The sequence below is a fragment of the Kluyvera sp. NPDC087067 genome, from assembly GCF_044745165.1.
In the GTDB taxonomy this organism is placed as follows: Bacteria; Pseudomonadota; Gammaproteobacteria; order Enterobacterales; family Enterobacteriaceae; genus Kluyvera.
This window is the reverse complement of sequence record NZ_JBIUZS010000004.1, coordinates 69721-93491: the sequence shown is the minus strand read 5'-3', so window position 1 is coordinate 93491 and position 23771 is coordinate 69721. Positions and strand designations below refer to the sequence as shown.

At 53.4% G+C, this 23771-nt stretch carries 21 protein-coding genes; 4 read left to right on the top strand and 17 right to left on the bottom strand.

The window, feature by feature from the left end:
* Positions 1-10: 10 nt before the first annotated feature.
* Complete coding sequence (locus tag ACIPDS_RS12030) at positions 11-1309, bottom strand: diguanylate cyclase (RefSeq protein WP_400735852.1); 1299 nt, start codon at positions 1307-1309, stop codon at positions 11-13.
* Between the two features lie 161 nt (positions 1310-1470).
* Here ACIPDS_RS12030 and ACIPDS_RS12025 point away from each other — a divergent pair, with 161 nt between their 5' ends.
* Complete coding sequence (locus tag ACIPDS_RS12025) at positions 1471-1686, top strand: hypothetical protein (RefSeq protein ID WP_166514600.1); 216 nt, start codon at positions 1471-1473, stop codon at positions 1684-1686.
* Between the two features lie 238 nt (positions 1687-1924).
* Here ACIPDS_RS12025 and ACIPDS_RS12020 read toward each other — a convergent pair whose 3' ends face one another.
* The 10 genes from ACIPDS_RS12020 to hpaG all read right to left on the bottom strand — a co-directional run bounded on the left by ACIPDS_RS12020 (position 1925) and on the right by hpaG (position 12639).
* The gene (locus tag ACIPDS_RS12020) at positions 1925-2440 is read right to left on the bottom strand and encodes a 4-hydroxyphenylacetate 3-monooxygenase reductase subunit (RefSeq protein WP_400735848.1); all 516 of its coding nucleotides are present in this window, start codon (positions 2438-2440) and stop codon (positions 1925-1927) included.
* Positions 2441-2459: 19 nt separating this feature from the next.
* On the bottom strand, positions 2460-4022 hold the full coding sequence (gene hpaB / locus ACIPDS_RS12015; RefSeq protein WP_035896538.1) for a 4-hydroxyphenylacetate 3-monooxygenase, oxygenase component: 1563 nt from the start codon (positions 4020-4022) through the stop codon (positions 2460-2462).
* A 394-nt stretch (positions 4023-4416) separates the two neighbouring features.
* The gene (hpaA, locus tag ACIPDS_RS12010) at positions 4417-5307 is read right to left on the bottom strand and encodes a 4-hydroxyphenylacetate catabolism regulatory protein HpaA (protein WP_400735843.1); all 891 of its coding nucleotides are present in this window, start codon (positions 5305-5307) and stop codon (positions 4417-4419) included.
* Between the two features lie 8 nt (positions 5308-5315).
* Entirely contained in the window at positions 5316-6692 is a 1377-nt protein-coding gene (gene hpaX, locus ACIPDS_RS12005) for a 4-hydroxyphenylacetate permease (RefSeq protein WP_400735840.1), read from the bottom strand.
* Positions 6693-6801: 109 nt separating this feature from the next.
* Positions 6802-7593, bottom strand: a complete 792-nt coding sequence (hpaI, locus tag ACIPDS_RS12000) for a 4-hydroxy-2-oxoheptanedioate aldolase (RefSeq protein WP_400736727.1) — start codon at positions 7591-7593, stop codon at positions 6802-6804.
* A 14-nt stretch (positions 7594-7607) separates the two neighbouring features.
* On the bottom strand, positions 7608-8411 hold the full coding sequence (gene hpaH / locus ACIPDS_RS11995; RefSeq protein WP_400735837.1) for a 2-oxo-hept-4-ene-1,7-dioate hydratase: 804 nt from the start codon (positions 8409-8411) through the stop codon (positions 7608-7610).
* Between the two features lie 244 nt (positions 8412-8655).
* Positions 8656-9036 carry a 5-carboxymethyl-2-hydroxymuconate Delta-isomerase gene (locus ACIPDS_RS11990; protein WP_400735834.1) on the bottom strand — a complete coding sequence of 127 codons (381 nt, stop codon included), beginning with the start codon at positions 9034-9036 and terminating at the stop codon, positions 8656-8658.
* Between the two features lie 9 nt (positions 9037-9045).
* A complete protein-coding gene (gene hpaD / locus ACIPDS_RS11985; protein WP_400735831.1) occupies positions 9046-9897 on the bottom strand; it encodes a 3,4-dihydroxyphenylacetate 2,3-dioxygenase in 852 nt (283 codons plus the stop codon).
* A 1-nt stretch (position 9898) separates the two neighbouring features.
* Positions 9899-11365 (bottom strand): 5-carboxymethyl-2-hydroxymuconate semialdehyde dehydrogenase, encoded by a 1467-nt coding sequence (hpaE, locus tag ACIPDS_RS11980; protein ID WP_400735828.1) that lies wholly within the window; start codon positions 11363-11365, stop codon positions 9899-9901.
* Complete coding sequence (gene hpaG, locus ACIPDS_RS11975) at positions 11362-12639, bottom strand: 4-hydroxyphenylacetate degradation bifunctional isomerase/decarboxylase (protein WP_400735825.1); 1278 nt, start codon at positions 12637-12639, stop codon at positions 11362-11364. The genes hpaE and hpaG overlap by 4 nt, the downstream gene beginning before the upstream one ends.
* Before the next feature lie 262 nt (positions 12640-12901).
* On the opposite strand from hpaG, the gene hpaR reads away from it, so the two are divergent.
* Positions 12902-13315, top strand: a complete 414-nt coding sequence (gene hpaR, locus ACIPDS_RS11970; protein ID WP_400736724.1) for a homoprotocatechuate degradation operon regulator HpaR — start codon at positions 12902-12904, stop codon at positions 13313-13315.
* A gap of 459 nt (positions 13316-13774) precedes the next feature.
* Positions 13775-14263: a transcriptional regulator gene (locus tag ACIPDS_RS11965; RefSeq protein ID WP_400735822.1), complete on the top strand. Its 489-nt coding sequence runs from the start codon at positions 13775-13777 to the stop codon at positions 14261-14263.
* 15 nt (positions 14264-14278) lie between these two features.
* Here the strand turns inward: ACIPDS_RS11965 and ACIPDS_RS11960 are convergent, their stop codons facing one another.
* From ACIPDS_RS11960 to ACIPDS_RS11935, 6 genes are all read right to left on the bottom strand, one after another.
* Entirely contained in the window at positions 14279-15286 is a 1008-nt protein-coding gene (locus ACIPDS_RS11960) for a fimbrial protein (protein WP_400735819.1), read from the bottom strand.
* Between the two features lie 6 nt (positions 15287-15292).
* The gene (locus ACIPDS_RS11955) at positions 15293-17782 is read right to left on the bottom strand and encodes a fimbria/pilus outer membrane usher protein (RefSeq protein WP_400735816.1); all 2490 of its coding nucleotides are present in this window, start codon (positions 17780-17782) and stop codon (positions 15293-15295) included.
* Positions 17783-17808: 26 nt separating this feature from the next.
* Entirely contained in the window at positions 17809-18477 is a 669-nt protein-coding gene (locus ACIPDS_RS11950; protein WP_400735814.1) for a molecular chaperone, read from the bottom strand.
* 61 nt (positions 18478-18538) lie between these two features.
* Positions 18539-19033, bottom strand: coding sequence for a fimbrial protein (locus tag ACIPDS_RS11945; protein WP_400735811.1), 495 nt, complete (start codon positions 19031-19033; stop codon positions 18539-18541).
* Positions 19034-19120: 87 nt separating this feature from the next.
* Positions 19121-19795: a LuxR C-terminal-related transcriptional regulator gene (locus ACIPDS_RS11940; protein WP_400735808.1), complete on the bottom strand. Its 675-nt coding sequence runs from the start codon at positions 19793-19795 to the stop codon at positions 19121-19123.
* Between the two features lie 592 nt (positions 19796-20387).
* A complete protein-coding gene (locus ACIPDS_RS11935; protein ID WP_400735805.1) occupies positions 20388-21278 on the bottom strand; it encodes a siderophore-interacting protein in 891 nt (296 codons plus the stop codon).
* Positions 21279-21521: 243 nt separating this feature from the next.
* Between ACIPDS_RS11935 and iutA the strand changes: the two genes are divergently transcribed.
* Positions 21522-23735 (top strand): ferric aerobactin receptor IutA, encoded by a 2214-nt coding sequence (iutA, locus tag ACIPDS_RS11930; RefSeq protein ID WP_400735802.1) that lies wholly within the window; start codon positions 21522-21524, stop codon positions 23733-23735.
* Positions 23736-23771 lie beyond the last annotated feature (36 nt).

Below are 23771 nucleotides of genomic sequence, written 5' to 3'. Positions count from 1 at the left end.
TGGTCAATAATCAGGCGACCACCACGCGGTTTCGCCCCTGCTGCTTCGCCCGATATAGCGCGGCGTCACTGCGGCTTATCAGTTCAGCGCTGATATGACCCGTGCTTTGAATGTTACAGACCAGCTGCGACGCATCCCAGGTCATCACTCCCAGACTAATGGTTAACGCGCCGCCAAGCGGGCTGCTTTCATGTTCAATGGCAAGCGCCTGCACCCGTTCACGCAGGCGCTCAGCAACTGCCAGAGCGCCCTCGCCGTTGGTATCCGGCAATATCACCAGGAACTCTTCCCCGCCGTAGCGACTCACGCAATCCGCCGGACGCAGCCCCCCTCGTAGCGCTTCAGCAACACCGCGTAGCACCTGATCCCCCGCCTGATGGCCATAGGTGTCGTTATAACGCTTAAAGAAATCGATATCTGCCATACACAGCGACAAAGAAGAACCTTCACGTTGGGCGCGGGTAATTTCATTATTAAGCCGCTCATCCATATAGCGCCGGTTAAACAGGCCGGTGAGATGATCGCGTTCGGCATATTGCAGCAGCGTTTGGTTAGCGCAGGCCAGCTTCTGCTCGGCAATTTTGCGGTCGGTGATATCCACCCACGCCGCGGAAATCCCCGACACATGGCCGCCCGCATCGTTTACCGGCAGCGGTTTAATATAGAAATAGCGCCCGTGTAGATACACCTCTTTACTGGCGATCTCTTCCCCGCTATCCAGCAACATAAAATCTTGCTGTAACAGTAAATGCCAATCCGGCACGATATCTTCAAGGGATTTTCCAGGCAGCGTGGCAGCGTCTTGCCCCAACAACTCGCCCATCGCCTTATTGGCTTCCACCAGCAATCCTTTGCGGTTAATCATGCAAAGCGCCAATGGGGTATTCTGGTAGATAGATTCGAGTTGCAGTACGCGCTCGCCAAGCTGAGAGATGTCGCGATCGGTGCCGCGATACCCAGTCAACGTGCCGTTTTCATCAAACAGCGGGATCCCGCTGGTTTCGAGGATCACCACATGACCGTCCGCATGCACATTGCGGTTTATCAATCCGCTGAAAGGCTGGCGCGAGGCCAGTATTTCTTCGAAGCTTTTTTTCAGACGCGCCGTTTCGCCGGGAGCCATAAAATCGAACGGCGTGCGGCCCAGCACCTGTTCTGGCGTATACCCTAGCTGATTAGTCACCATTTCTGAGACCCAGACATAGCGACTGTCAGCGTCCACTTCCCATATCCAATCGGTATTGTGATGCAAAAGCTCAGCCAGTCTTGCTGAATTATCCCTTTCCTGCCGCGTGAATTGGTTATCCATAGCCATTCATCCTTTTCTATAGCCGAGCGCACCGACATAATGCTTAATAAATAGCCAATTCGTCAACAAAGACATAATGACTCGTTATCCATTCACCGCATATTCTTTAACGATTCTTGCTACTGCTCTATTCTTATAACAAGAATAAAGGAGGCTTTCCTGTGATTTCAATTGAATATTTATGCCCTGGCTGCGCAACGGCAATCGAAATATCTCATGTCGAAAAAATTAAAAACTCACAAGACGAATATCCGCTTAAGTGTCCCGCCTGCGACCGTCATATCAGTAAAGAGCAGCTAATCAAATTCACGCGTCAAAAAGCGCAGGAGATGATTGATGAAGCGTTATCACAGCTAAAAAAGGGGGCAATCCAATAACAAAAAACGGATATGCGTCAAATTGACATTCTGTAATTAAATAATATTACGCATCATCCTTTCAGTATTTCTTAACGGTATTTATTAATCCTTTCTAATCAATTTATCCTGCAAGCCATAAATAGGCAGAATTAATCACCTGCGCCCGACAGGCGCTGCTACCGCTGAACGTCACCAGACAAAAAAAACGGATGACTTTCTACGTCACCCGTTGGGTTAAAACTACAGTTACCGTGACTCAGACCAGCGCTGCCGCTTCCATCATGACCGGATGAAAACGGCGCTTAAAGTAAACCAGTCCATGCCCCTCTTCTTCTGCAAGGGCGATATTCTGGATTTCCACCAGATAAACCAGATGACTGCCGATGGTCTGTACCTGACGAATTTCCCCTTCGAGACTGGCCAGCGCGTTGTTTAGCACCGGTTGCGCTAACGCCCCATGCTGCCAACCGCTGAGGTTAAAACGCTCGTCCATCGCCATACCGGTCATGCCGGCAAAATGACGCGCCATGATCTCCTGATCGTGGTTAAGCACGTTAATACACAGCTTGCCATTACCCTGAAATACCGGGTTCATGGCGCTGTTGGCATTGATACACACCATCACCGACGGTGGCGAATCCGTCACCGAGCACACGGCGGTGGCGGTGATCCCGCAGCGCCCGGCATCCCCTTCGGTCGTGACAACATTCACCGCAGCCGAGAGGCTGGCCATCGCATCACGAAAACGCAGACGTTGTTCATCTAATTGCATTGTGTCCCCCCGCTGCGTATTACTTCAGCAGCTTATCCAGCAGATTAATATCGGCGTTGTTGTGCAGGTGCGGCACCGTCCAGCCGTTCTGGTCGTATTCAGACAGGCAGCGATCGACCATCGCCATCATTTTGTCCATGTTGCCGGAGGTTTGCGCCTGACGCAGACATTGCAGGCGGATCTCATCCTGGCTACCGGAGTAGTTAATTTCATACAGCTCATGGCGACCGCCAAATTCGCTGCCGATCGCATCCCACATCAGCTTTAAGATCTTGATACGTTCAACGTGATCCATGCCGTTGGAGCCGCGCACATATTTCGCCAGGTACTGGTCGATCTGCGGATTATTCAGATCGCGGGCGCTCGACGGCAGGTAGATCAGGCCGCTGGTGACGTTGCGCTCGATAATATTTTTGATCTTGGCGTAGGCCATCGGCGCCATCACGCGGTAGGTTTGCAGCGCGGCATGATCCGGCAAATACGCCCCGTTAACCCACGGCGTGGCTTCCGAGCACATTGAGTCACTCAGCGCCCAGAACATGTTGCGCCAGGCCACCACTTCACCGAGATCCGCCTGCACGCCGCGGAACTCAGAAGTGCCGGTGCACTCCAGCGATTTCTTCAACAATCCGGTGATAAAATCGAGCTTCACCGCCAGACGCACGCACGCCTGTAGCGGGTACATACGGGCAAAACCGCCTTCCATCGTCCAGCGACGACAGCGATCGAAATCGCGATAAATCAGCACGTTTTCCCACGGGATCAGCACTTTATCCATTACCAGGATCGCATCGTTCTCGTCGAAGCGGCTGGAGAGCGGATAGTCGTAAGGCGATCCGGTCGCCCCCGCCACCAGCTCGTAAGACGCGCGGGAAATCAGCTTCACGCCCTCGGCATCCATCGGGGCGACGAACATCAACGCAAAGTCCGGGTTTTCACCCATCACCTGCGCGGAACCAAAACCAATCATGTTGTAGTGGGTCAGCGCCGAGTTGGTCGCCACTACTTTCGCACCGCTAACGATAATCCCGGCATCGGTTTCCTTTTCCAGCTTGATGTAGACGTCTTTCACTTCATCAGCGGGTTTGTGGCGGTCGATAGGAGGGTTGACGATAGCGTGGTTGAAGTACAGGCCGGTTTCCTGAATACGCGAGTACCAGTGGCGAGCGTTCTGCTCAAACTGACCGTAGAAAGCCGGGTTGGCTCCCAGCGCGCTGCCGAATGCGGCTTTATAGTCCGGCGTGCGTCCCATCCAACCGTAGGAGAGGCGCGACCACTCGGCGATGGCGTCGCGCTGCTGGCGGAGGTCGTCGGCACTTTTCGCCACGCGGAAGAATTTGTGGGTGTAGCCACCGCTGCCGGTATCGGTGTTCCAGCACAGTTTGTCCTGCATTTCCGGTTTGTGCAGCGCGTCGTAAAGCTGGCCGACGGAAGCCGCCGCGTTGCGGAACGCCGGATGGGTGGTCACGTCTTTGACGCGTTCACCGTAGATATAGATCTCACGGCCATCCTGTAAGCTTTTCAGATACTCTTCACCGGTTAACGGGCGCTTGGTGTCTGCACGGAAATCTTCAGGTTTCATGAGGGTCTCTCCAGTATTTATCGGATTTGTAATTGTTAAATTTATGTTTTGTTCTTGTTTCGTAATTGAAGCGTTTAAAGCGAAATCGGTGAAGAGACTTTTGGGTCAACGGCGGGTACTTTTCGGGCGGGGTTGAGTTATGTGATCTGGGTTGGGTTTGGTGCCGCTCCCGGCGGCGCTTCGCTTGGCCGGGCTACATAGGGTTTGGTGCGTGTTTTCCCCTCACCCCGGCCCTCTCCCCAAAGGGGCGAGGGAGAAAACCCAATATGCCCACCGCACGGTCGGTTCCCTCTCCCCGCTGGGGAGAGGGAGAAAACCAGAACGGCGCTGCGGGTAAAACCGCACAGGTCGGTCCCCTCTCCCCTCTGGGGAGAGGGTTAGGGTGAGGGGGCATCTACGACACCGGTACTTTCTGCGCGCGAAACGTACTCGGCGAACATCCCACTAAGCGATTAAAAAAGCGGGCAAAATAGGCCGGGTCTTTAAACCCCAACTGCCAGGCAATCTCACTCACCGTACTGTCGGAAAACAGCAGTAGCCGTTTCGCCTCCCGCAATTGACGATCAAAAATCAGCCGCTTTGGTGGCCGGTTGGCAAAACGGCGGCAAATATCGGTCAATCGCGACTCGGTCAGGTGGAGTTCGCAGGCGTATTCCGGCACCGTTAAATGCCGGTGGTAGTGGCTGTCGATCATCTGATTAAAGCGCTGGAACAGCTTCAGTTCCCCGCGCACTCCGCTCCCCGCAGGATCATCGAGCGGCGCGTTGCGCAGCAGCAACGTAAACACCGCCTGTGCCAGCAGCACCAGCGTATGCTCACGCCCTGCCAGTTGCGAGGTGGATTCGCGCTGGATTAAGCGCCAGTAGTGCGCCAGCGCCCCCAGTTCGTCCGGTTTATCCGCCAATGATAAACACATGCCCGGCAGACCGAACGCCTCCCGGGTGCCGGGATACAGCACCTCCAGCAACGGCCAGATCAGCTCTTCTCTGACCGTCAGTACGTGCCCGTCACTGTCCGATTCGGTAATAAACGCATGCGGCACCGACGGTGGCGTCAGCACGAACAGCGGCGCCTGCACCGAATAGCGATGGTCATCAAGCTGGAGCTCAATCTGCCCGGTATCAAGAAAGTGCATCTGGAAAAACTGATCGTGGCGATGCGCCTGCATATCACGACCAAAAAAGTCCGCCATTCTGGCAAAAGACTGATAATGAACGTCTTTGCTGCCAAGACTCTCGACATACTCGGTGCTGATATCGATATTGGTAATCGTCTGCTGGCACATACTCCCCCCTACGGCGTCGCCCGCGGACGAGACGATTTCATCGGGATCAGCCAGACAATCACCGCCCCTACCACCAGCAATCCAGCGACAAACCACAGGCCGCTGTTAAAGCTGCCGGTCACATCCTTGAGCCAGCCGATCATAAACGGGCTCAGGGCCGATCCGATATTGCCGGTCGCATTGATCACCGCAATACCGATCGCGCGAGCGCGCAGACTTATCGACTGATCCGGTGTGGTCCAGAAGATCGCCATTGCGCTAAATGAACCGGTCGACGCCATCACGATCCCCAGCAGTTGAATCAGGCTATGATCGGTCGCCGAAGCCAACAGCCAGCCCGCTGCGGCAAACAGGAACGGCAGCGCCGTGTGGTGCTTGCGCTCCTGATATTTATCGGAACGACGGCTCCAGTAAATCATCCCCAGAATGGTACAAATCTGCGGCACGGCGGCCAGCAGGCCGATAGTGATATTGCTGCTGCCTTCGTTAAAACTCTTTAAGATCTGCGGCGTCCAGATGCTGATGGCGCTGAGCGTGTTGGTCAGGCAGAAATAGGCCAGCGTGTACATGATGACAATCGGCGTGAACACTTCGCGCCACAGGCTACGCTGCTGCATCGCATGGTGGCTGATGGCGCCTTCCGGCTGCACCAGCTTCAGGCGGTCGTTGTCCATCATCTCCTGTAAACACTGCTTATCCTCGGCGGTCAGCCATTTGGCTTTCGCCGGTGAGTCGTCGAGCCAGTACCAGACCATGATCCCAAGCAGTACCGCCGGGAAGCCTTCCAGCAGGAACAACCACTGCCAACCGTGCAAATTCTGAATGCCGTCCATCGATAAGATGTAGCCGGAGACAATCGATCCCAGCGCGGTCGTTACCGGCATGGCTATCATAAACAGCGCATTGGCGCGGGCGCGGAAGAAGGCCGGAAACCAGTAAGTTAAATAGACCAGAATACCGGGCAGGAATCCGGCTTCGGTAATGCCCACCAGCATACGCAGCACGTACAGGCTTTTGGGGCCGACGGCGAACATGGTGGCGGTAGACGCAATCCCCCATAGCACCATGATGGTCGCAATCCAGCGCCGCGCGCCGACAATGCTGAGCATCACGTTGCTGGGAATACCGAAAATAACGTAGGTGGCGTAGAACAGCGTCGTGGCGAGGCCGAACATCGTGGCGCTGAGGCCGAGATCGGCCCCCATCGTCAGCCCGGCAAAGCCGATGTTGATGCGATCCAGAAACGAGAAAATAAACAGTACAAACAAGAACAACACCAGGCGGCGAAACAGCTTGTTGATAACCGACTGCTGGCCCGCCGTCAGCTGCTTATGCTGTTCGGCGGGGTTTTGCTGTTCGGGGATAGCAGATGATGTATCGCTCATTGTCCTTTCCTCTGATGGGAAGTTTTGTAGGGTGAAGCAGGTTTGCCCGGCGCGCTTCGCTTGCCGGGCCTACCGTAGGCCGGATAAGCGCAGCGCCATCCGGCAGGAGTTAATACACGCCAGAAGAACCCTGCGCGGTTTTCTCCGCGCCAAATCGTGCCGCCAGCGCTTCTGCACCGCGGGCCAGCAGCGTGGTATCCACACCCACCGCGACAAACAGCGCGCCCAGTTCCAGATAGCGTTTCGCCAGCGCTTCATTCGCCATCAGGATCCCCGGCGCTTTCCCCGCCGCACGAATCTGCACGATGGCGCTTTCAATCGCCGCCTGCACTTCCGGGTGCTGTGGATTACCGGCGAAGCCCATATCCGCGCTGAGATCCGCCGGGCCGATAAACACGCCGTCTACGCCATCGACGTCAAGGATCTGCGCCAGATTGCTCATCGCTTCCCGGGTTTCGATCTGTACCAGCACGCACATCGCTTGATTGGCCTGGTGGAGATAGTCCGGGATGCGATTCCAGCGCGACGCTCGCGCCAGCGCGCTGCCGACGCCGCGCACGCCCTGCGGTGGATACCGCGTTGCCGCCACCGCGGCCCGCGCCTCATCGGCGTTCTGCACCATCGGCACCAGCAGAGTTTGCGTGCCCACATCCAATAGCTGCTTAATCTGCACCGCGTCATTCCACGACGGCCGCACGACTGGCTGGCTCGGGTACGGCGCAATCGCCTGGAGCTGGGTCAGCACGGTCTGCACGTTATTCGGCGCATGTTCGCCATCAATCAGCAGCCAGTCGAATCCGGCCCCCGCTAATAGCTCGGCGCTGTAGCTGCTGGACAGCCCAAGCCATAGTCCAATCTGTGGATGCCCGGCCTTCAGCGCATCTTTAAAACTGTTGTTAATCATTCGGTTATCTCCTAAACAAACCGGCAGCTGATGGCGCCCATATTGCCGTAGTCGACGTGGAAGGTATCGCCCTTGCGCGCCGGAACCGGGCGGGTGAACGAGCCGCCGAGAATAATCTGCCCGGCTTCAAGCTGGACGTCGTAGGGCGCAAGCTTATTCGCCAGCCACGCGACGCCATTCGCCGGATGGTTCAGCACGCCTGCCGCCACGCCGGTTTCTTCAATCACGCCGTTGCGGTAGAGCAGCGCGGAGATCCAGCGTAAATCCAGTTCATCGGGCTTGATGGGCCGACCGCCGAGGATCACTCCGGCATTCGCCGCGTTATCCGAGATGGTGTCGAATACCTTGCGCGGGCGCTGGGTTTCCGGGTCGACGTTGTGGCTGCGAGCATCAATGAGCTCTAGCGCTGGGATCACGTAGTCGGTCGCGTTGTAAACATCGAACAGCGTGCAGTTGGGGCCGCGCAGCGGTTTGGCCAGCACGAATGCCAGCTCGACTTCAATGCGGGGAACGATAAAACGGTCGGTGGGAATATCGCCGCCGTCGTGGAAAAACATATCGTCAAGCAACGCGCCGTAGTCCGGTTCGCTAATCTGCGAGCTGGCCTGCATTGCTTTGGAGGTCAGGCCAATTTTGTGGCCTTTCAGCGTGCGGCCTTCGGCAAGCTTCATCGCGACCCATTCGCGCTGGATGGCGTAGGCGTCTTCAATGGTGATGGACGGATAATCCAGCGACACGGCGCGGATCTGCTCGCGCTGCTTTTCGGCCTGATTGAGCCGCTGGGCAATCAGGGTATGAGTCTGTTTATCGAGCATAGAGATTCCTGTGACATTGTTTTCTCCCTCTCCCCGTGGGAGAGGGCCGGGGTGAGGGCATCAGGCCGCAGAGGTCCCCCCTCACCCTAACCCTCTCCCCAAAGGGGCGAGGGGACTGACCGAGCGCGTGTTTTCTCCCTCTCCCCGTGGGAGAGGGCCGGGGTGAGGGCATTAGCCCGCAGAAGTCTCCCCCTCACCCTAACCCTCTCCCCAAAGGGGCGAGGGGACTGACCGTGCCGATGTTTTACTTAAACAACGCGTGCACGTTGTTCTGTTTGTAATTGAGCGTTGGATGCAGTTCGGCAAGCTCAAATGACAACGCCAGATAGCGGCTATCCATCAGCGCGGCAAAGTGTTTTTTGATAAGCTCAAACAACATTTCCGCCACTTCCTGACGGCTCTCCAGGCTGCGCCCGCTGCCGATTTTCAGCGTCATATGCACAAAAGCATAATCATGCTGGCCGTCGGCCATCTGCCAGGTTTCCAGCCAGTGCGCGCGGCTACGGATGCCGCCCAGCGGGAAAATCCCCGTGGCGGCTAACGCGGCGTTCACTTTGCCAAACAAGCCGGGTAAGTCAGCCTGTTCACGGATATTGTCGGTACATTCAGCAATAAAATGCGGCATGGTTTTTCCTCAAGCTGGCAGCGGGAAAACGGCATTCACTTGGCCCGTACCGGAACTGGCGAACAGGTCGGTGACAAACTCCACCTTGCCGTCGTATTTATCCCAGCCCAGCATGCCCAGTAGCATGACGGTGTCGTGCATATTGCCTTCGCCGTAGCAGTAGTCGGCATACTCCGGCAGCATGGTGCAAAACTCCTTAAACTTGCCTTCACGCCACAATTTGACCACCCGCTCATCCATCTGATGATCGAACTCGCGGGTGTAGCTGTTCATCCCCTCTTCCGCCCGCTGGTCGTCGATAAAGCGATGCGATAGCGAGCCGCTGGCGAACACCGCAACGGTGCCGTCGTAGTTTTCAATGGCTTTCAAAATGGCCTCACCCAACCGGCGGCTATCGGCAAAATCGTGCACCGTGCAGAAGGCGGAAATCGACACCACTTTAAAATGCTTGTCGCTGTTCATATAGCGCATTGGCACCAGCGTGCCGTACTCCAGCTTAAGGCTAGGGATATTGTGCGCTTTGGCGCGCACGCCGAGCTTTACCGCTTCATCAGCAATTAAATGTCCCAGCTCCGGGTTGCCGTCATAGTCATAGGTCATGTCGCGGATAAAATGCGGCAGTTCGTTGCTGGTATAAATGCCCTTGAAGCTGTCCGCACAGTTGATGTGGTAGGCGCTGTTCACCAGCCAGTGGGTGTCAAAGACGATAATGGTGTCGACGCCCAGCTCGCGGCAGCGTTTGCCAATTTCGATATGTCCATCAATCGCCGCCTGACGGCAGCCAAAGTTTTTCCCAGGAATTTCTGAGAGATACATTGAAGGTACATGCGTGATTTTTGCTGCTAACGCTAACTTACCCATTTCACACTCCCCATTTCGGGATCGGATGGTCGCCCATCGAAATACAGACGTTCTTCATCTCAGCGAACACTTCAAAACTGTATTCACCACCTTCACGTCCGGTACCGGAGGCTTTCACGCCGCCGAACGGCTGGCGCAGGTCGCGCACGTTCTGGGTGTTGACGAACACCATGCCGGCCTCAATCCCACGCGCCAGGCGCAGCACTTTGCTGATGTCCTGAGTCCAGATATAGGAAGCCAGACCGTACTCAATATCGTTAGCGAGTCGTAGCCCTTCCGCTTCGTCTTTAAATGGAATAAGACAGGCCACCGGGCCGAAAATCTCCTCTTGCGCCACACGCATACGGTTATCCACGTCCGCCAGCACCGTGGGGCGCAGGAAGTTGCCGTTTCGCAGATGGGCAGGTAAATCGGTCGGCTTCTCCGCGCCGCCCGCCAGCAGGGTCGCGCCCTCTTCAATACCGAGACGGATATAGCCGGAGACTTTTTCCCAATGCGGCTTGCTAATCAGCGCGCCCACCTGGGTGTTGGGATCGGTCGGGTCGCCTACGCGCAGGCGGTTCGCGCGCTCGGCGAAGCGTTTAACGAACTCGGGATAAATACTCTGCTGGATAAAGATGCGCGATCCGGCGGTGCAGCGTTCACCGTTAATCGAGAAGATGGTGAACAAGGCGGCATCGAGCGCGCGTTCAATGTCGGCATCTTCAAAAATCAGTACCGGCGATTTGCCGCCCAGCTCCATGGAGTACTTTTTCAGCCCGGCGTTTTTCATGATGTTGCGCCCGGTGGCGGTGCCGCCGGTAAAGGAGACGGCGCGCACGTCATGATGGCGCACCAGCGCATCTCCGGCGCTGGCACCGTAGCCTTGCACCACGTTCAGCACGCCCGCCGGGATACCGGCTTCCAGCGCCAGCTCGCCCAGACGGTCGGCGGTCAGCGGCGACAGTTCAGACATCTTCAGCACCGCGGTGTTGCCCAGCGCCAGACAGGGAGCAACCTTCCAGGTCGCGGTCATAAACGGCACGTTCCACGGCGACACCAGCGCACATACGCCAACCGGCTGCACCAGGGTGTAGTTGAGCATTTTGTCGTCAACCGGATAGGTTTTACCGTTCATCTGCTGGCACACTTCGGCAAAGAATTCGAAGTTGTGGGACGCGCGGGGGATCAGCACGTTTTTGGTCTGATGAATCGGCAGGCCGGTGTCGGCGGTCTCCATCGCCGCAATTTCCGGCACGTTCTGGTCAATCAAATCACCCAGACGGCGCATCAGGCGCGCGCGCTCTTTCATCGGCAGGTTAGCCCACTTCGGGAAGGCCTCTTTTGCCGCCGCCACCGCCTGATTCACTTCGGCTTCTCCGCCGGATGCCACTTCCGCCAGCACCTCACCGGTTGCCGGGTTGGTGGTGTGGAAATAGTCGCTGCCCGCGACGTTTTTACCGTTAATCCAATGGTTAATCTTTTTCATTTCGCACTTTCCTCACTGACAATCCGATTTACCAGGCGCCCCACGCCCTCCACTTCCACCACCACTTCATCGCCCGGCGCCACGTCGGACAGCCCTTTTGGCGTACCGGTGGCAATCATGTCGCCCGGCTGGAGCGTCATAAATTCGCTGAGGTAGGCAATCAAAAAGGGAATGCTGAAGATCAGGTCGGCGGTCGTGCCCTGCTGGCGTAGCTCACCGTTGACGTAGGTGCGTAACGCAAGATTGTGCGGGTCCGGGATGGACTCTTTCGGCACGACGTGGGGAGAAATCGGGGTGAGCCCATCGCGGCTTTTTACCCGCAGGTTTGGGCGGTAGTAGTTTTCCAGGTAATCCCGAATGGCGTAGTCGTTACAGACGGTATAACCCGCCACAAAGTCCATGGCGTTGGCTTCGCTAACGTGACGCGCGGTTTTACCGATAACCACCACCAGCTCCGCCTCATAGTGCATGTATTCCACGTTATTTGGACGTACGGAAGTTTGACCATCGCCGGTTATCGTGTTGGGCGCTTTAATGAACACCAGAGGTTCTTCCGGTGGCTTAAATTCCAGTTCGCTGGCGTGGTCGGCGTAGTTCAGGCCGAGGGCAAAAAGCGTGGGGTGGGAAGGCGAATGGGCAACGGTAGCGACTTCATTTTCTGCCACCACCGGGTTTTCCAGAGGCGAAAAACCGTCGGCCAGAATGCGGACGCGATCGCCTGGTTGCAGCGTAACGCGTGAGTGTGGCGTACCGATAAGAATGGCATCGCCCGGTTGCAGGGTGGCAAATTCACTTAACGCGCAGAGTAATTCCGCAGCGCTGCGTTGCAGGTCGGCGGTATTCCAGCTGTCAGCCTGTCGGCCGTTGATTTCGGTAATAATGGTGAGGTTATCAACGTTTTCACGCGCCACCACCTCACCCAGCGGGCAAAAACCGTCGCGGCATTTGGCTTTAATCGCCGGGCGATAAAAGCTGTCTTCTGGGAGACTCACTTCGTTCGCCAACGCATATCCGGCGATATAGTCTGCCGCCTCTTCAACACGTACCTTACTCGCCGTTTTCCCGACCACCAGCGCTACCGTGCCGCCGCTTAGCACCGTTTCCCCCTGTGGATAGGGAATCGGTTCACCGCTGCGGCGCACGGTGTTGTGCGGTTTGATAAACCAGACTGCCGTTTTAGGCAGCGCCTTGTACGGAGGCTGCCGAAATGCCTCGCGCCACGCCTCAAGCTGGCTGCGGTGGTTGAGCGCCACGGCGAAAACAGTACTTTTCATGAACAGCTCCTTAGCAAAAACCTTTTCATTAACATGTTAACGATCTGTTTTATGCTTCAGCTGCTCATTTAGCAAACACAAGTAGATTATTTGTGACTTAATTAACAAAAAATTTACACAGTAAAAATATAGTTCTTAATTATCAATACATTAAAAACAATACGAGGATTTCTTCTACTCATGCCGCTAAAAATGCGCTGTTGCTAAAAGCAACATTGCTATATTGTTCATATATTAACGATAAGAATTTACGGGAGGCATGATGCATGATTCGTTGACCATTGCGCTGATGCAGGCGCGTGAAGCGGCAATGAGCTATTTCCGCCCAATTGTGAAACAGCACAACCTGACGGAGCAGCAGTGGCGAATTATTCGCGTTCTGGTGGATAACCCTTCGATGGATTTTCACGATCTCGCCGCCGCCACCTGTATTTTGCGTCCCAGCCTGACCGGGATCCTGACCCGCATGGAGCGTGACGGACTGGTGCTACGGTTAAAACCCGTTAACGATCAGCGCAAGCTGTATGTGTCGTTAACCAAAGAGGGATACGCGCTCTACGAGCGCGCGCAGGCGAAGGTTGAGGAAGCTTATCAGCAAATTGAGCAGCATTTTACGCCGGAAAAAATGCGGCAATTGACCGCGTTGCTGCATGAGTTTATTGCCCTCAATAAATAGTCCTGGCGTGCAATAAAGCAACGCCCAGCAACGTGCGGGGTTATGCCTCATGGCGCACGGCGTAGGCCGGATAAGGCAACGCCGCCATCCGGCATTGTGCGGAGGTTATGCCTGATGCCGCGCGTCGTAGGCCGGATAAGGCAACGCCGCCATCCGGCAATGTGCCGGGATTATGCCTGATGGCGCTACGCTTATCAGGCCTACAATTCCCCTGAACTCTGCCGGATAAGGCAACGCCACCACCCCGTGCGTGCCACGGTTAAAAAAACCGGTGGTGAATCCATGCTGGAGATGATTAACCCGACGGCACAAGACACGTGTTGTTTATTTTTGTCATCAATACGCGCCCTTTCTATATAAGAATATAGGGAGCGTAAATTTGTTAAAATCACCCTGAGATCCCATTCAATTTGTATATAATTTAATAACTTATCAGCAGGCGTAACTATAAGGTATTACATGGAACGTCTATATTTGTTAAATAATCATGTTTATTTTGACACTGCGGCGGGAATGTTATCGTCATCACTCTGTTTTACTCAAAAAATCCCTTTAAGCAAACCCGCAAGTCATTGTTTAAGACTACTCATAGCACAGCAGGGTAAAATATGTGACTACCCCTTTATTAGCCATCAGATTTGGGGTGAACGAGGGAAGTGGACAAATCACAATACGATTCATCAGCATATTTATCAGCTACGCACCAGGCTAAGTAAGGCCGGTATCAATAAAGAGGCTATCATTACTATTCCACGAATGGGGTTCCAGCTTTGTCCGCAGGTTGTGGTGGAGCCGGTAAAAACAGAAGATAGTCCGCATAGTGCAGAAAAAATAAAATCAAAGCGGACTCTCTGGGAGCGTTTGCCCAATTTGCGGCACACGCTTTACGTGCTAATTATACTGAATTTAATGATGACATTCGTTCTGACAGTACGGTTTTTCCTGTAGCATACAATATATGTATTACTCATAATTAATGGTGAAGTTCGCCGTCGCCTCTGCAACACCTGCTTGAATACTGCTTTCTGTTTGCACATAGCGGGCCGTAAAACTGTAATTATTAATCCCGCTGGTGGTTGTCCCCAAAGAGAGGGCTTCGCCTAACGTGACGCCCTTTTGTCCATAAAGGAGTTCGACGCCAATGCCTTTAGCCGTGGTATCGGCGTCGGGATTGTTCAGCGGCAAAATATTCCCCGTTGAAACCGAGGTGCCCGTAAATGTCACCGTCGGTTTAATACTTGAGTCACAATTCATACCGAGAGTAAAACCGGTGCTGCCAGCATAGCTACCCACGCCGGTAAAATGCGACACGTGTACTTCGCCTAAAGGTACAGAAGGTGTTTTATTGGTCAACTCGCAGCTTTTGACATTTACGACAAAACTATTAAGCATAATATCCACCATATTGACGCCATCAGAAGTTCGCCAACGCGTTAATACTCCTGCAGGAACAACGCCTCCCTGTGATATTTTTCCCGTCTGATACAAATATACCGTCGCATTACCGATGTCTGCCCAGCGCCCGGAACCACTATTAATGGTGCTGGCAGCACGGGAATAGCTCCCACCCGCGGTGGTGGGATAACGAATCCCGGTCGCCGTGCCATTAGCATAAACAATGTACATATACAGATTCGGGATCCCGGTTTCGATATAACCCGTGTCATTCGGTGAATAGCCGGCACGGACGGTATAAGAACTGTCCGTCATCATAAAGCTTTCCCCACCGGTACAGGCCATGATCCGCTGAGAACCACTAATCCCCATCGCAGAGGCCATCGTCGCATTGGTTATTGCGCGTGTTTGCCGCTGCGAAGCACTGGTTGCGCCGGGATCGAAGGTTTCTGTCGAAAATGAAACCGAGACGCTTCCCGCCGTCGCGCCGTTTTGCAGTGTGCAGGTTGCCTGAGCCGCGCCACTCGCCGCGACGAGCAACGTCAGCGCCGCTGAATAGATCGATAATTTCATCATTGCTCCCTAATTCGCTCTGCATTCCAGATTGATGATGGCAATACCATTAATTTTTTTAACCCCGGCGAAATTCACCACTGCCTGACAACGCTGGTGACTTCCCCAGGAGACATTCAACGTCGTACTGTCCTCAAGCCCGCTAAGGTAGACTTCACCACGCTCATTGACGATACCTGTCTGCCTGTCTCCAGCACTCACCACCGCGCCATAGGGCACATTTTTTCCCTGCCAACGCAGGTGAGCGTAGAGTCGATTACCGCGCACGGGTTTAAATTCCGCCAATACCAGCGCACCGCGGCTGGGCACGACTTTCTGAAGAGTATTGCCAATTTCAACGTCGTCAGCTGCACTCTGTGCGTCAATGGGAATCACGTTTTCTTGATACACGGTCAGCCACGGCACAATGGCGTTGCCCCAGCTATCGGTGGTTACGCCGGTGGTATTCTTCACTTTTAGATTCCCGCCTCCCGGGGCATGTACCAGCGCGCTAGCGCCGCCTTCAGGCAGTTCCTGACCAAGCGTCAGGCCATAGGGATGCGCCACAAGCGATCCCTGCAATCCATAGTTAAGACGCCGATTTTTTCCGTATTCCGTTGAATATCCCGCAGAGGCAACGCCCTTCGAACCGGTGTAGCGAAGGCTGGCAGCACTGCCGTTGCGCGCGCCGGATTGTTCGTCTTTCGCGTAGGTTTGCGACAGCAAGTAGTTCAGGTTGTTATCACTTAGCGCCGTGCCCGAGAGGGTGGCCTGGTTCTGGGAGCGACCATTTTGTGCTTTGGTCTGGCTATAGCTTAAAAGCGCCGAATTCCCCGGGCTTAACCAACGGTTGAGCGGCACGGATAGATTCATGGAATAAATTTTGTCGCGCCCATCGCGACCCTGGGTTTGGTTATCGCTATAGCTAAGAGAAACGCCGACTCCCGCGACGTTAACGTTATAGCCAAACGTCATCGAGCGCGTTTTGCCCCCGTTGCCGCGCCAGTAGTTTTGTTGATAAGCGGACAACGACAGGCCGCCCCACTCACCCAGATTCTGGTTTAACAAAAGCTGCATGCGTTGTTTAGGTTGACCGTACTGACGCGAACCGCTATCTCGCCAGGCCTCACTCGCCTCTTCAAAGCTGTAATATCCGGCGGTGGAGTATCGGTAGCCAGCCAATGTCATGGTGGTATCGGTCGCCGTAATGTTTTTGCTGTAGCGGAACTGTAGCGAATTCCCCTTAGCGTCATCCTCTTTAGCAAATCGGCTTCTGGCATGCGTGAAATCAAAGGAGATCGCCCCCCATTCACCCAGCCCCTGGCCCAGACCAATGGCGGCAGCGGCGTAATGTTCGGCCCCGACAATCCCACCGTACAAGGTCGTGGCGTTCAGCAGACCGTAAACGATTTCACTTTGGGCAAATTTCTGTTCGTATGCGCCACTATTTTCACTGCGGTATTTCCCGCTGCTGACCGCATATTTCAATTGTCCTTCACGCACCATCGTGGGCGCGGAAGAGAACGGCTGGACAAAGGTTCTCACGCTGCCATCTTCTTCGCGGATGATGACATCCAGATCCCCGCTTGATGAGGTCGGAAACAGATCGGTGATTTCAAAAGCGCCAGGCGTGACCGAGGTTTGATAAATAATGTTCCCTTTCTGGCGAACTTCGACCTGGGCGTTACTCATGGCAATGCCCCTGATTATCGGCGCAAAACCTTGCTGGCTTTGGGGCAGCATGCCGTCATCAGAAGCCAGCATCAGCCCGCTAAAGTTGAAGCTGTCAAACACCAACGCCGTGGTCGCACTCTGCCCTACGGTCAGACGCGAGCGAAGTGCGCGAACGTCCCGCTCAAGCCATGACTGCATACTTTTCCACTCGTTACTGCCATGATTATCATGAGTGTAATAGCTGTAATTACGAACCCGCCACGGCCCCATGTTTGCGCCGCTCCGCAGATTGAGATACTGCGAGCTGTCTTTACCGTCATCATAGCGGGCTTCCATGCCGTTAAGGTTATAGCTGGCGAAAAGCATCGGTAGCCCGTTGTCCCACTGCTCGGGCGCGATATCCCCACGGATAATAGGCTTTAATGCCGCTTGCGGCACCGAAAGCTGCAACTGCTGCTTTGCGCTATCAAACACGCTGGTTGCCTGTGGGATATATTGCGCGACGTTCGTCAGGGCATGATCCGATGCCAGGGCAGCAAGCGAAGGAAACTGGTCAGTACGGATGCCAAATTGTGCCAGCATCGACGGAGTGTATTGCGCACACAGCGCTTTACCACACGCCTCAAAGGTGATGCTATGCCGACCAATCGACTGGCCATTTATTAGCACATCAACATTCCACGTACCCGCAGACGCCGTTTCAGGATCGCTAAAGGACTGTAGATTTAACTGCTGCTTTTGTTCATCGGTGAGATCCAGTGCATTGGTATCAAAATAGAGATCGGCATGGGCCGCTATCGGTGAACAACCCCAGGTTAGCAGGAGCGCCAGCTTGCTTACTTTCATCTTCAATGTCCGTATCGTCCTGATGTTCAGAAACTCAGCGTGACGGCTGGCGTTAAACCGCCGTAATCATTAATTGCCTGAAGCTCAATACGCCCGTGCGAGGCGGTATGGCCAATCGCATGTGAGGACAAAGGCGCAATATATCCGGGAGCATCAATGCGCAGGCCGTTAACGCGTAACGTCCCGATATTGATGAAATAAGGCGTTGGATTGTGCAATGTGAGGGTTTGCCCATTACCCGAAGCGGTGACCTGCTTTACCGCCTCGGCGGCACCTGTCGCATTCAGCGTTGAGGGGCGCCAAATCATCTTCAGGACGCTCTTCGTCGCAATCAGCATCCGATTACGTTCATTACTGTCTGAGGCAGGAATGGCTTTAATATTCAGCCAAAATAGCGATTCGCGATCGCGCGGCAGGCCATCATTGATTTTGGTCATGCGGATTTGCCAACTGGTATCCGGCATAAGCTTAAATAAAGGAGGGGTCATGACAAATGGCGCTGAAATGTCACTATGTTCACGATTCTCAAGCCACGACTGCACAAGATAAGGGCGACTTTCACCCGTAATACCAATTGTAATGGCCGCCTCTTTGGCGGATTCATTATAAATAACACGAGTAGAACTTAGTGTAATACCTGCCCAGGTCGGATGGGTACAGCAGATAATCAGCAGTAGCGAGCGTAATAATTTCAATTATTGTTCTCCAGAGCGGATTAACCTGAATAATAGGGCTGGTGATCACCAGCCCATAATATTATGGATAAACGATCGTGAAATTAGAGGTGGAGGTAATATCACCGGCTGTTACCTTATCTGCGGTGGATTGCAGTTTGGCAGAAAAATTAAGCGTATTGGCAGCAGTCTTCGATAATGCATAAGAACTGGAAGGGGTATTTGGCAACACCTGTAAATTATTGGCATCAAAAATAGCAATAGCGACATCACTGGCTTTGCCAGTTCCGCTGTCAATCTGGAACAGCTTGCCTTCCGGGTCAGCGCTGCCATCGAAGCGCACGGTCGCACTGTCATACGGGCAGTTTGCCAGCGTTAACTGGAACGAACGCCCCCCTACGGAATCACCTTTGGCCTTAAATGAACTGGCAGCAACGGTTCCAAAATCAACGGTGACATCTGATGCCGAAATGGTGCATGCGGTGTCCGTAATGGTTCCGCTAAAGGTGACAGTACCATCGCTGGCAAAGGCGCTGGCGCTACAAAATAATAATGCGAAGGGAATGACGTGTTTCATTAAGGGTGTCCTTGTAAATAAAACCTCCCTAACCTTCATTATGCAGGTGGAGGTACTGTTGATAAAAATTAATCGTCAATACGCTTACTAGATAATTGAGGAGATTTGCATTATCCGGTGAAGCTCAATAATGTTTTTCACACCTAACTTGGCGTATATCCGTAATCGGTGGGTGTAAACGGTTTTGGTACTAATATAGAGTTCTTCAGCTATCTCCGACGGGCTCATTCCTTGTGCCAGATAATTCATTATCTCAAGTTCTCGCTTAGATAAACGCGAAAACATAGAGTCGCAGCAGCTCACATTCAGGCGCAGGGCTCCGGCAAAACGCGTAAACATTATTGTTGCACGACGCGGTTTCATCATTCCCAATTGCACCAGACTACGTTTTAATCCTGAAATACTTTCATAGCGGTTAACTAATATATCGCACAGATCCATCAGCACCCGAGTTAATGGGCTTTGATAATCAAAGAGCTCATTCACAAAAACCATTACCGTGAATAAAGGATTATCGCGTTTGATCCGATTTAGCATGCTGATAGTTTGAGCCGTAACAATGCCCTGAATATCAACGATAAGAGAACTACATTGGTTAACAGCCAGTAAGTGATTGATATCGTCTTTAAACATAACCTGACGACACTGCACTCCGACTCCCTTATTATTCAGATTTACAGAATCTGATCTAACCTCGGCGAGTAATAGCGTTATAGCCTCACTAAACACAAAGTCATCACTTAAAATCAGTATTAAACTCAATAAGTCACTCCATGATTTAAGAAATCTCAATCAATATTCTGTGAATATTCCTGTCCTGTATCAGCTAGAACTCATGAACAAATTGTAAATAAAATAACCCTATTGTTTCAATTGGGATTAATCTTCAGTCTGTGTAATAAAATTCCTAAAGATAATCATTATTGATTTTCAATAAGGAAAGTTTTCGTTAAACAAACTTAAAGCATCTCAATGTTATAATAAAATGACATTTTATTAACAATTAATTTAAGAACATTAACCTTTTAAATCATAATGTTAGGAATAATCATTTCAGGGGAATTATTTTTTCATGGTAAATTTGATTCCCTTTCATGTTAACAAAATGAGATTTTTTGGTAGATTTGATCCTATGCAACGGATGCGCCCATCACTAAAGGAGTAATGGTTAATAGAAAAACCAACCCTAAAGGGTTAGAAATTTATGGAGTGAGGTCATTAATAGGATTTATAAAGATACGCTCTGGTTTTTCAACGTTCCTCAGAAAAGTTATCCCCAGTCTTAGGAATAGACCGTGCAAAATCCTACGTAGCAGAGAGACAAACAAAGCTCATTAAGAAGTAAATTATGCCGTTAACGAACCCGACCTTTCGCCCAATAAGCCATAAAATTAATGGTGTCCTGATCCACACCGCATTCGGCAATTAAATAACGCCGTAGCCGTTTTACCACCGTCGATTCTGCAGCAACCCAACCATAAAATATATTGCTATCGCTGGTCGCTTTATCCCATAGCAGTTCCCCTTCAGCTTCTTCCCGAACGCTTCCCGCCCCTTTTGTTTCGGCAACCCGGGCTAATTGTTTGACGGTCGAAATAAGCCGTTCACCGTGCCGGGCCGCCTGAGGTTGGCGCGGTAACCAGTGGACTTCGGCAAATTCAAACGCGGTTAAATCTGCGCAGTCGCCCGGCTCAGGGACTTCAAAAAATGCCTGAACTTTTGGCGGATTCACCTGCTCCGCCAGCATCTCAAGAATGCCACGTGCGGCCGGTAGCGCCGTCTCATCGGCAATAATCAGCGCATTTCGCAGCCCTACGGGTGGCGTCCATTCATAGCCGCCGCTATCGGCAGCATGGGCGGCGTTGGGGGCCACCATCTGGAGAGCATCGCCGATGCTGGCATTTATCGCCCATGCCGAAGCGGGGCCTTCGGTGCCGTGACGAACGAATTCCACCGTGACTTCCTGACGGACAGGATCGACGTGGCGCAGCGTGTAGGTGCGGAGAATCGGACGCCGTTCCTTCGGGGTCGCTAAAAAGGTTTGATACCACTCACCTTCCACCGGCAGCGCTGGCGGCGTGCCGTCTTCAGCAGGCAACAACAGCTTTATCCGCTGATCCGGCGAGTCGGATTTCATCTGCGCCACATCCGGCCCGCTGAATACCAGGCTCAGCATTGAGGGAGAAACTTCGCGCTTATGCGCCAGTTGCACATTGAATACCCGATAACCCGGAACATCCGCCATAAGCCTTCCTTTAAAACGCCAACGCAATCATGAGATTTAATCAACTCTACGATCTTAGTGTTGATAATGAGAAATATTATCGTCAATATTCGCGTTATCACAACTGATATAAGCCCATGAAATTATCATGGTTTATACGTTCCCTGGCATTTTTACGCTTCGGGAAATGCAGCCCCGCTGCGTCTTAACTCACTGAACCGCATCTTTAGGCTGATGTTTGTCAGCCCGTGCGCAGGAATGATGATGATGATAACCAAAAAACATACCCTCTGGGCTTTGAACCCGCTGCTGCTCGCCATGATGTCCCCGGCCGTAGCGCAACAAACCGATGATGAATCCATCGTCGTTTCCGCCAGCCGCAACAACCGTACCGTTGCCGAAATGGCGCAAACGACCTGGGTGATTGAAAACGCTGAGCTGGAACAACAGATTCAGGGCGGCAAAGAGCTGAAAGACGCGCTGGCGCAGCTGATCCCCGGTCTTGACGTCAGCAGTCAGAGCCGTACCAACTACGGCATGAACGTCCGTGGTCGGCCGCTCGTGGTGTTGATTGACGGCGTACGCCTCAACTCTTCACGCACCGATAGTCGCCAGTTGGATTCAATCGATCCGTTCAATATTGAACATATTGAAGTCATCTCCGGCGCCACCTCGCTGTACGGCGGCGGCAGTACCGGCGGGCTTATCAATATCGTCACCAAAAAAGGCCAGCCGGAAACGCAGGTTGAGTTTGAAGCCGGAACCAAAAGCGGTTTTAACAGCAGCAAAGATCACGATGAGCGCGTTGCCAGCGCCGTCTCCGGCGGTAACGACCATATCTCCGGGCGGATGTCGGTGGCCTATCAGAAATTCGGCGGCTGGTATGACGGCAACGGCGATGCGACCCTGCTCGATAACACCCAGACCGGGCTGCAATATTCCGATCGTCTGGATGTCATGGGCACCGGCACGCTCAATATTGATGAAACGCAGCAACTTCAATTGGTGACCCAGTACTACAAAAGCCAGGGCGATGACGATTACGGCTTAAATCTGGGAAAAGACTTCTCGGCGCTAACCGGCGCGAGCAAGCCCTACGTCAGCAGCGGCCTGAACTCTGACCGCATTCCCGGCACCGAACGCCATTTGATGAGCTTGCAGTATTCCAATAGCGATTTCCTCGGTCAGGAGCTGGTCGGCCAGGTTTACTATCGCGATGAGTCACTGAAGTTCTACCCGTTCCCCAGCATGAACAAGAACAATGAACTGACCTCGTTCTCTTCATCGCAGCAGGAAACCAATCAGTATGGCGCGAAGCTGACGTTAAACAGCACGCCGCTGGATGGCTGGCAGTTGACCTATGGGCTGGACGCCGATCATGAGCGCTTTACCTCAAATCAAATGTTCTTCGACGTAGACAAAGCCAATGCCTCCGGCGGGCTGAATAACCAGCAGATTTACACCACCGGGCGCTACCCGTCGTACGATATCAGCAACCTGGCGGCCTTCCTGCAGTCGAGCTATGACATCAATGAGATCTTTACCTTAAGCGGCGGCGTGCGCTACCAGTACACCGAGAACAAGGTGGATGATTTCATTGGCTATGCGCAACAGCAGCAGATTGCCGCAGGTACGGTCAACTCGGCCGATGCCATTCCCGGCGGTTCAACCGATTACGACAATTTCCTGTTTAACGCCGGACTGCTGGTTCATCTCACCGAGCGTCAGCAAACCTGGTTTAACTTCTCACAGGGCGTAGAGCTGCCTGACCCGGGTAAATACTACGGGCGCGGCGCGTACGGGAAAGCGGTTAACGGGCATCTGCCGCTGACCAACAGCGTTAACGTCGATGACAGCGCGCTGGAAGGGATTAAGGTGAACTCATACGAGCTGGGCTGGCGCTACACCGGCGACAACCTGCGCACCCAAATTGCCGCCTACTACTCGTTGTCTGACAAGAACGTGCAGGCGAATAAAGATCTGACCATCAGCATCGTTGACGATAAGCGCCGCATTTACGGCGTGGAAGGTGCGGTGGACTACTTTATTCCTGATAGTGACTGGAGCACCGGCGGTAATTTCAACGTCCTGAAAACCGAGTCCAAAGTTGACGGTCAGTGGCAGAAATACGATGTGAAGATCGCCAGTCCTTCAAAAGCGACGGCGTATATCGGCTGGGCACCAGACCCGTGGAGCCTGCGCGTGCAGAGCACCACCTCCTTTAAACTGAGTGACGATGCGGGTAACGAGCTGGATGGCTACACCACCATCGATGTGCTGGGCAGCTATCAGCTTCCGGTAGGGAAACTCAGCTTTAGCGTCGAAAACCTGTTCGACCGTGACTACACCACGGTGTGGGGGCAGCGCGCACCGTTGTATTACAGCCCGGCTTCCGGCCCGGCTTCCGGCCCGGCTTCGTTGTACGACTATAAGGGACGCGGACGGACGTTTGGCTTGAATTACTCAGTGTTATTCTAAAGAAAATGCCCCTGTAGAGATACAGGGGCATTCGCG

Excerpts from the sequence above, each read along its gene's own strand:
- ACIPDS_RS11990 (WP_400735834.1), bottom strand. The coding sequence starts at position 9,036 with ATGCCGCATTTTATTGCTGAATGTACCGACAATATCCGTGAACAGGCT.
- ACIPDS_RS12020 (WP_400735848.1), bottom strand. The coding sequence starts at position 2,440 with ATGCAATTAGATGAACAACGTCTGCGTTTTCGTGATGCGATGGCCAGC.
- hpaE (WP_400735828.1), bottom strand. The coding sequence starts at position 11,365 with ATGAAAAAGATTAACCATTGGATTAACGGTAAAAACGTCGCGGGCAGC.
- ACIPDS_RS12030 (WP_400735852.1), bottom strand. The coding sequence starts at position 1,309 with ATGGATAACCAATTCACGCGGCAGGAAAGGGATAATTCAGCAAGACTG.
- hpaR (WP_400736724.1), top strand. The coding sequence starts at position 12,902 with ATGCATGATTCGTTGACCATTGCGCTGATGCAGGCGCGTGAAGCGGCA.
- ACIPDS_RS11935 (WP_400735805.1), bottom strand. The coding sequence starts at position 21,278 with ATGGCGGATGTTCCGGGTTATCGGGTATTCAATGTGCAACTGGCGCAT.
- ACIPDS_RS11955 (WP_400735816.1), bottom strand. The coding sequence starts at position 17,782 with ATGAAAGTAAGCAAGCTGGCGCTCCTGCTAACCTGGGGTTGTTCACCG.
- hpaB (WP_035896538.1), bottom strand. The coding sequence starts at position 4,022 with ATGAAACCTGAAGATTTCCGTGCAGACACCAAGCGCCCGTTAACCGGT.
- hpaA (WP_400735843.1), bottom strand. The coding sequence starts at position 5,307 with ATGTGCCAGCAGACGATTACCAATATCGATATCAGCACCGAGTATGTC.
- hpaH (WP_400735837.1), bottom strand. The coding sequence starts at position 8,411 with ATGCTCGATAAACAGACTCATACCCTGATTGCCCAGCGGCTCAATCAG.
- hpaX (WP_400735840.1), bottom strand. The coding sequence starts at position 6,692 with ATGAGCGATACATCATCTGCTATCCCCGAACAGCAAAACCCCGCCGAA.
- ACIPDS_RS11945 (WP_400735811.1), bottom strand. The coding sequence starts at position 19,033 with ATGAAACACGTCATTCCCTTCGCATTATTATTTTGTAGCGCCAGCGCC.
- hpaG (WP_400735825.1), bottom strand. The coding sequence starts at position 12,639 with ATGAAAAGTACTGTTTTCGCCGTGGCGCTCAACCACCGCAGCCAGCTT.
- ACIPDS_RS11965 (WP_400735822.1), top strand. The coding sequence starts at position 13,775 with ATGGAACGTCTATATTTGTTAAATAATCATGTTTATTTTGACACTGCG.
- hpaD (WP_400735831.1), bottom strand. The coding sequence starts at position 9,897 with ATGGGTAAGTTAGCGTTAGCAGCAAAAATCACGCATGTACCTTCAATG.
- iutA (WP_400735802.1), top strand. The coding sequence starts at position 21,522 with ATGATGATAACCAAAAAACATACCCTCTGGGCTTTGAACCCGCTGCTG.
- ACIPDS_RS11960 (WP_400735819.1), bottom strand. The coding sequence starts at position 15,286 with ATGATGAAATTATCGATCTATTCAGCGGCGCTGACGTTGCTCGTCGCG.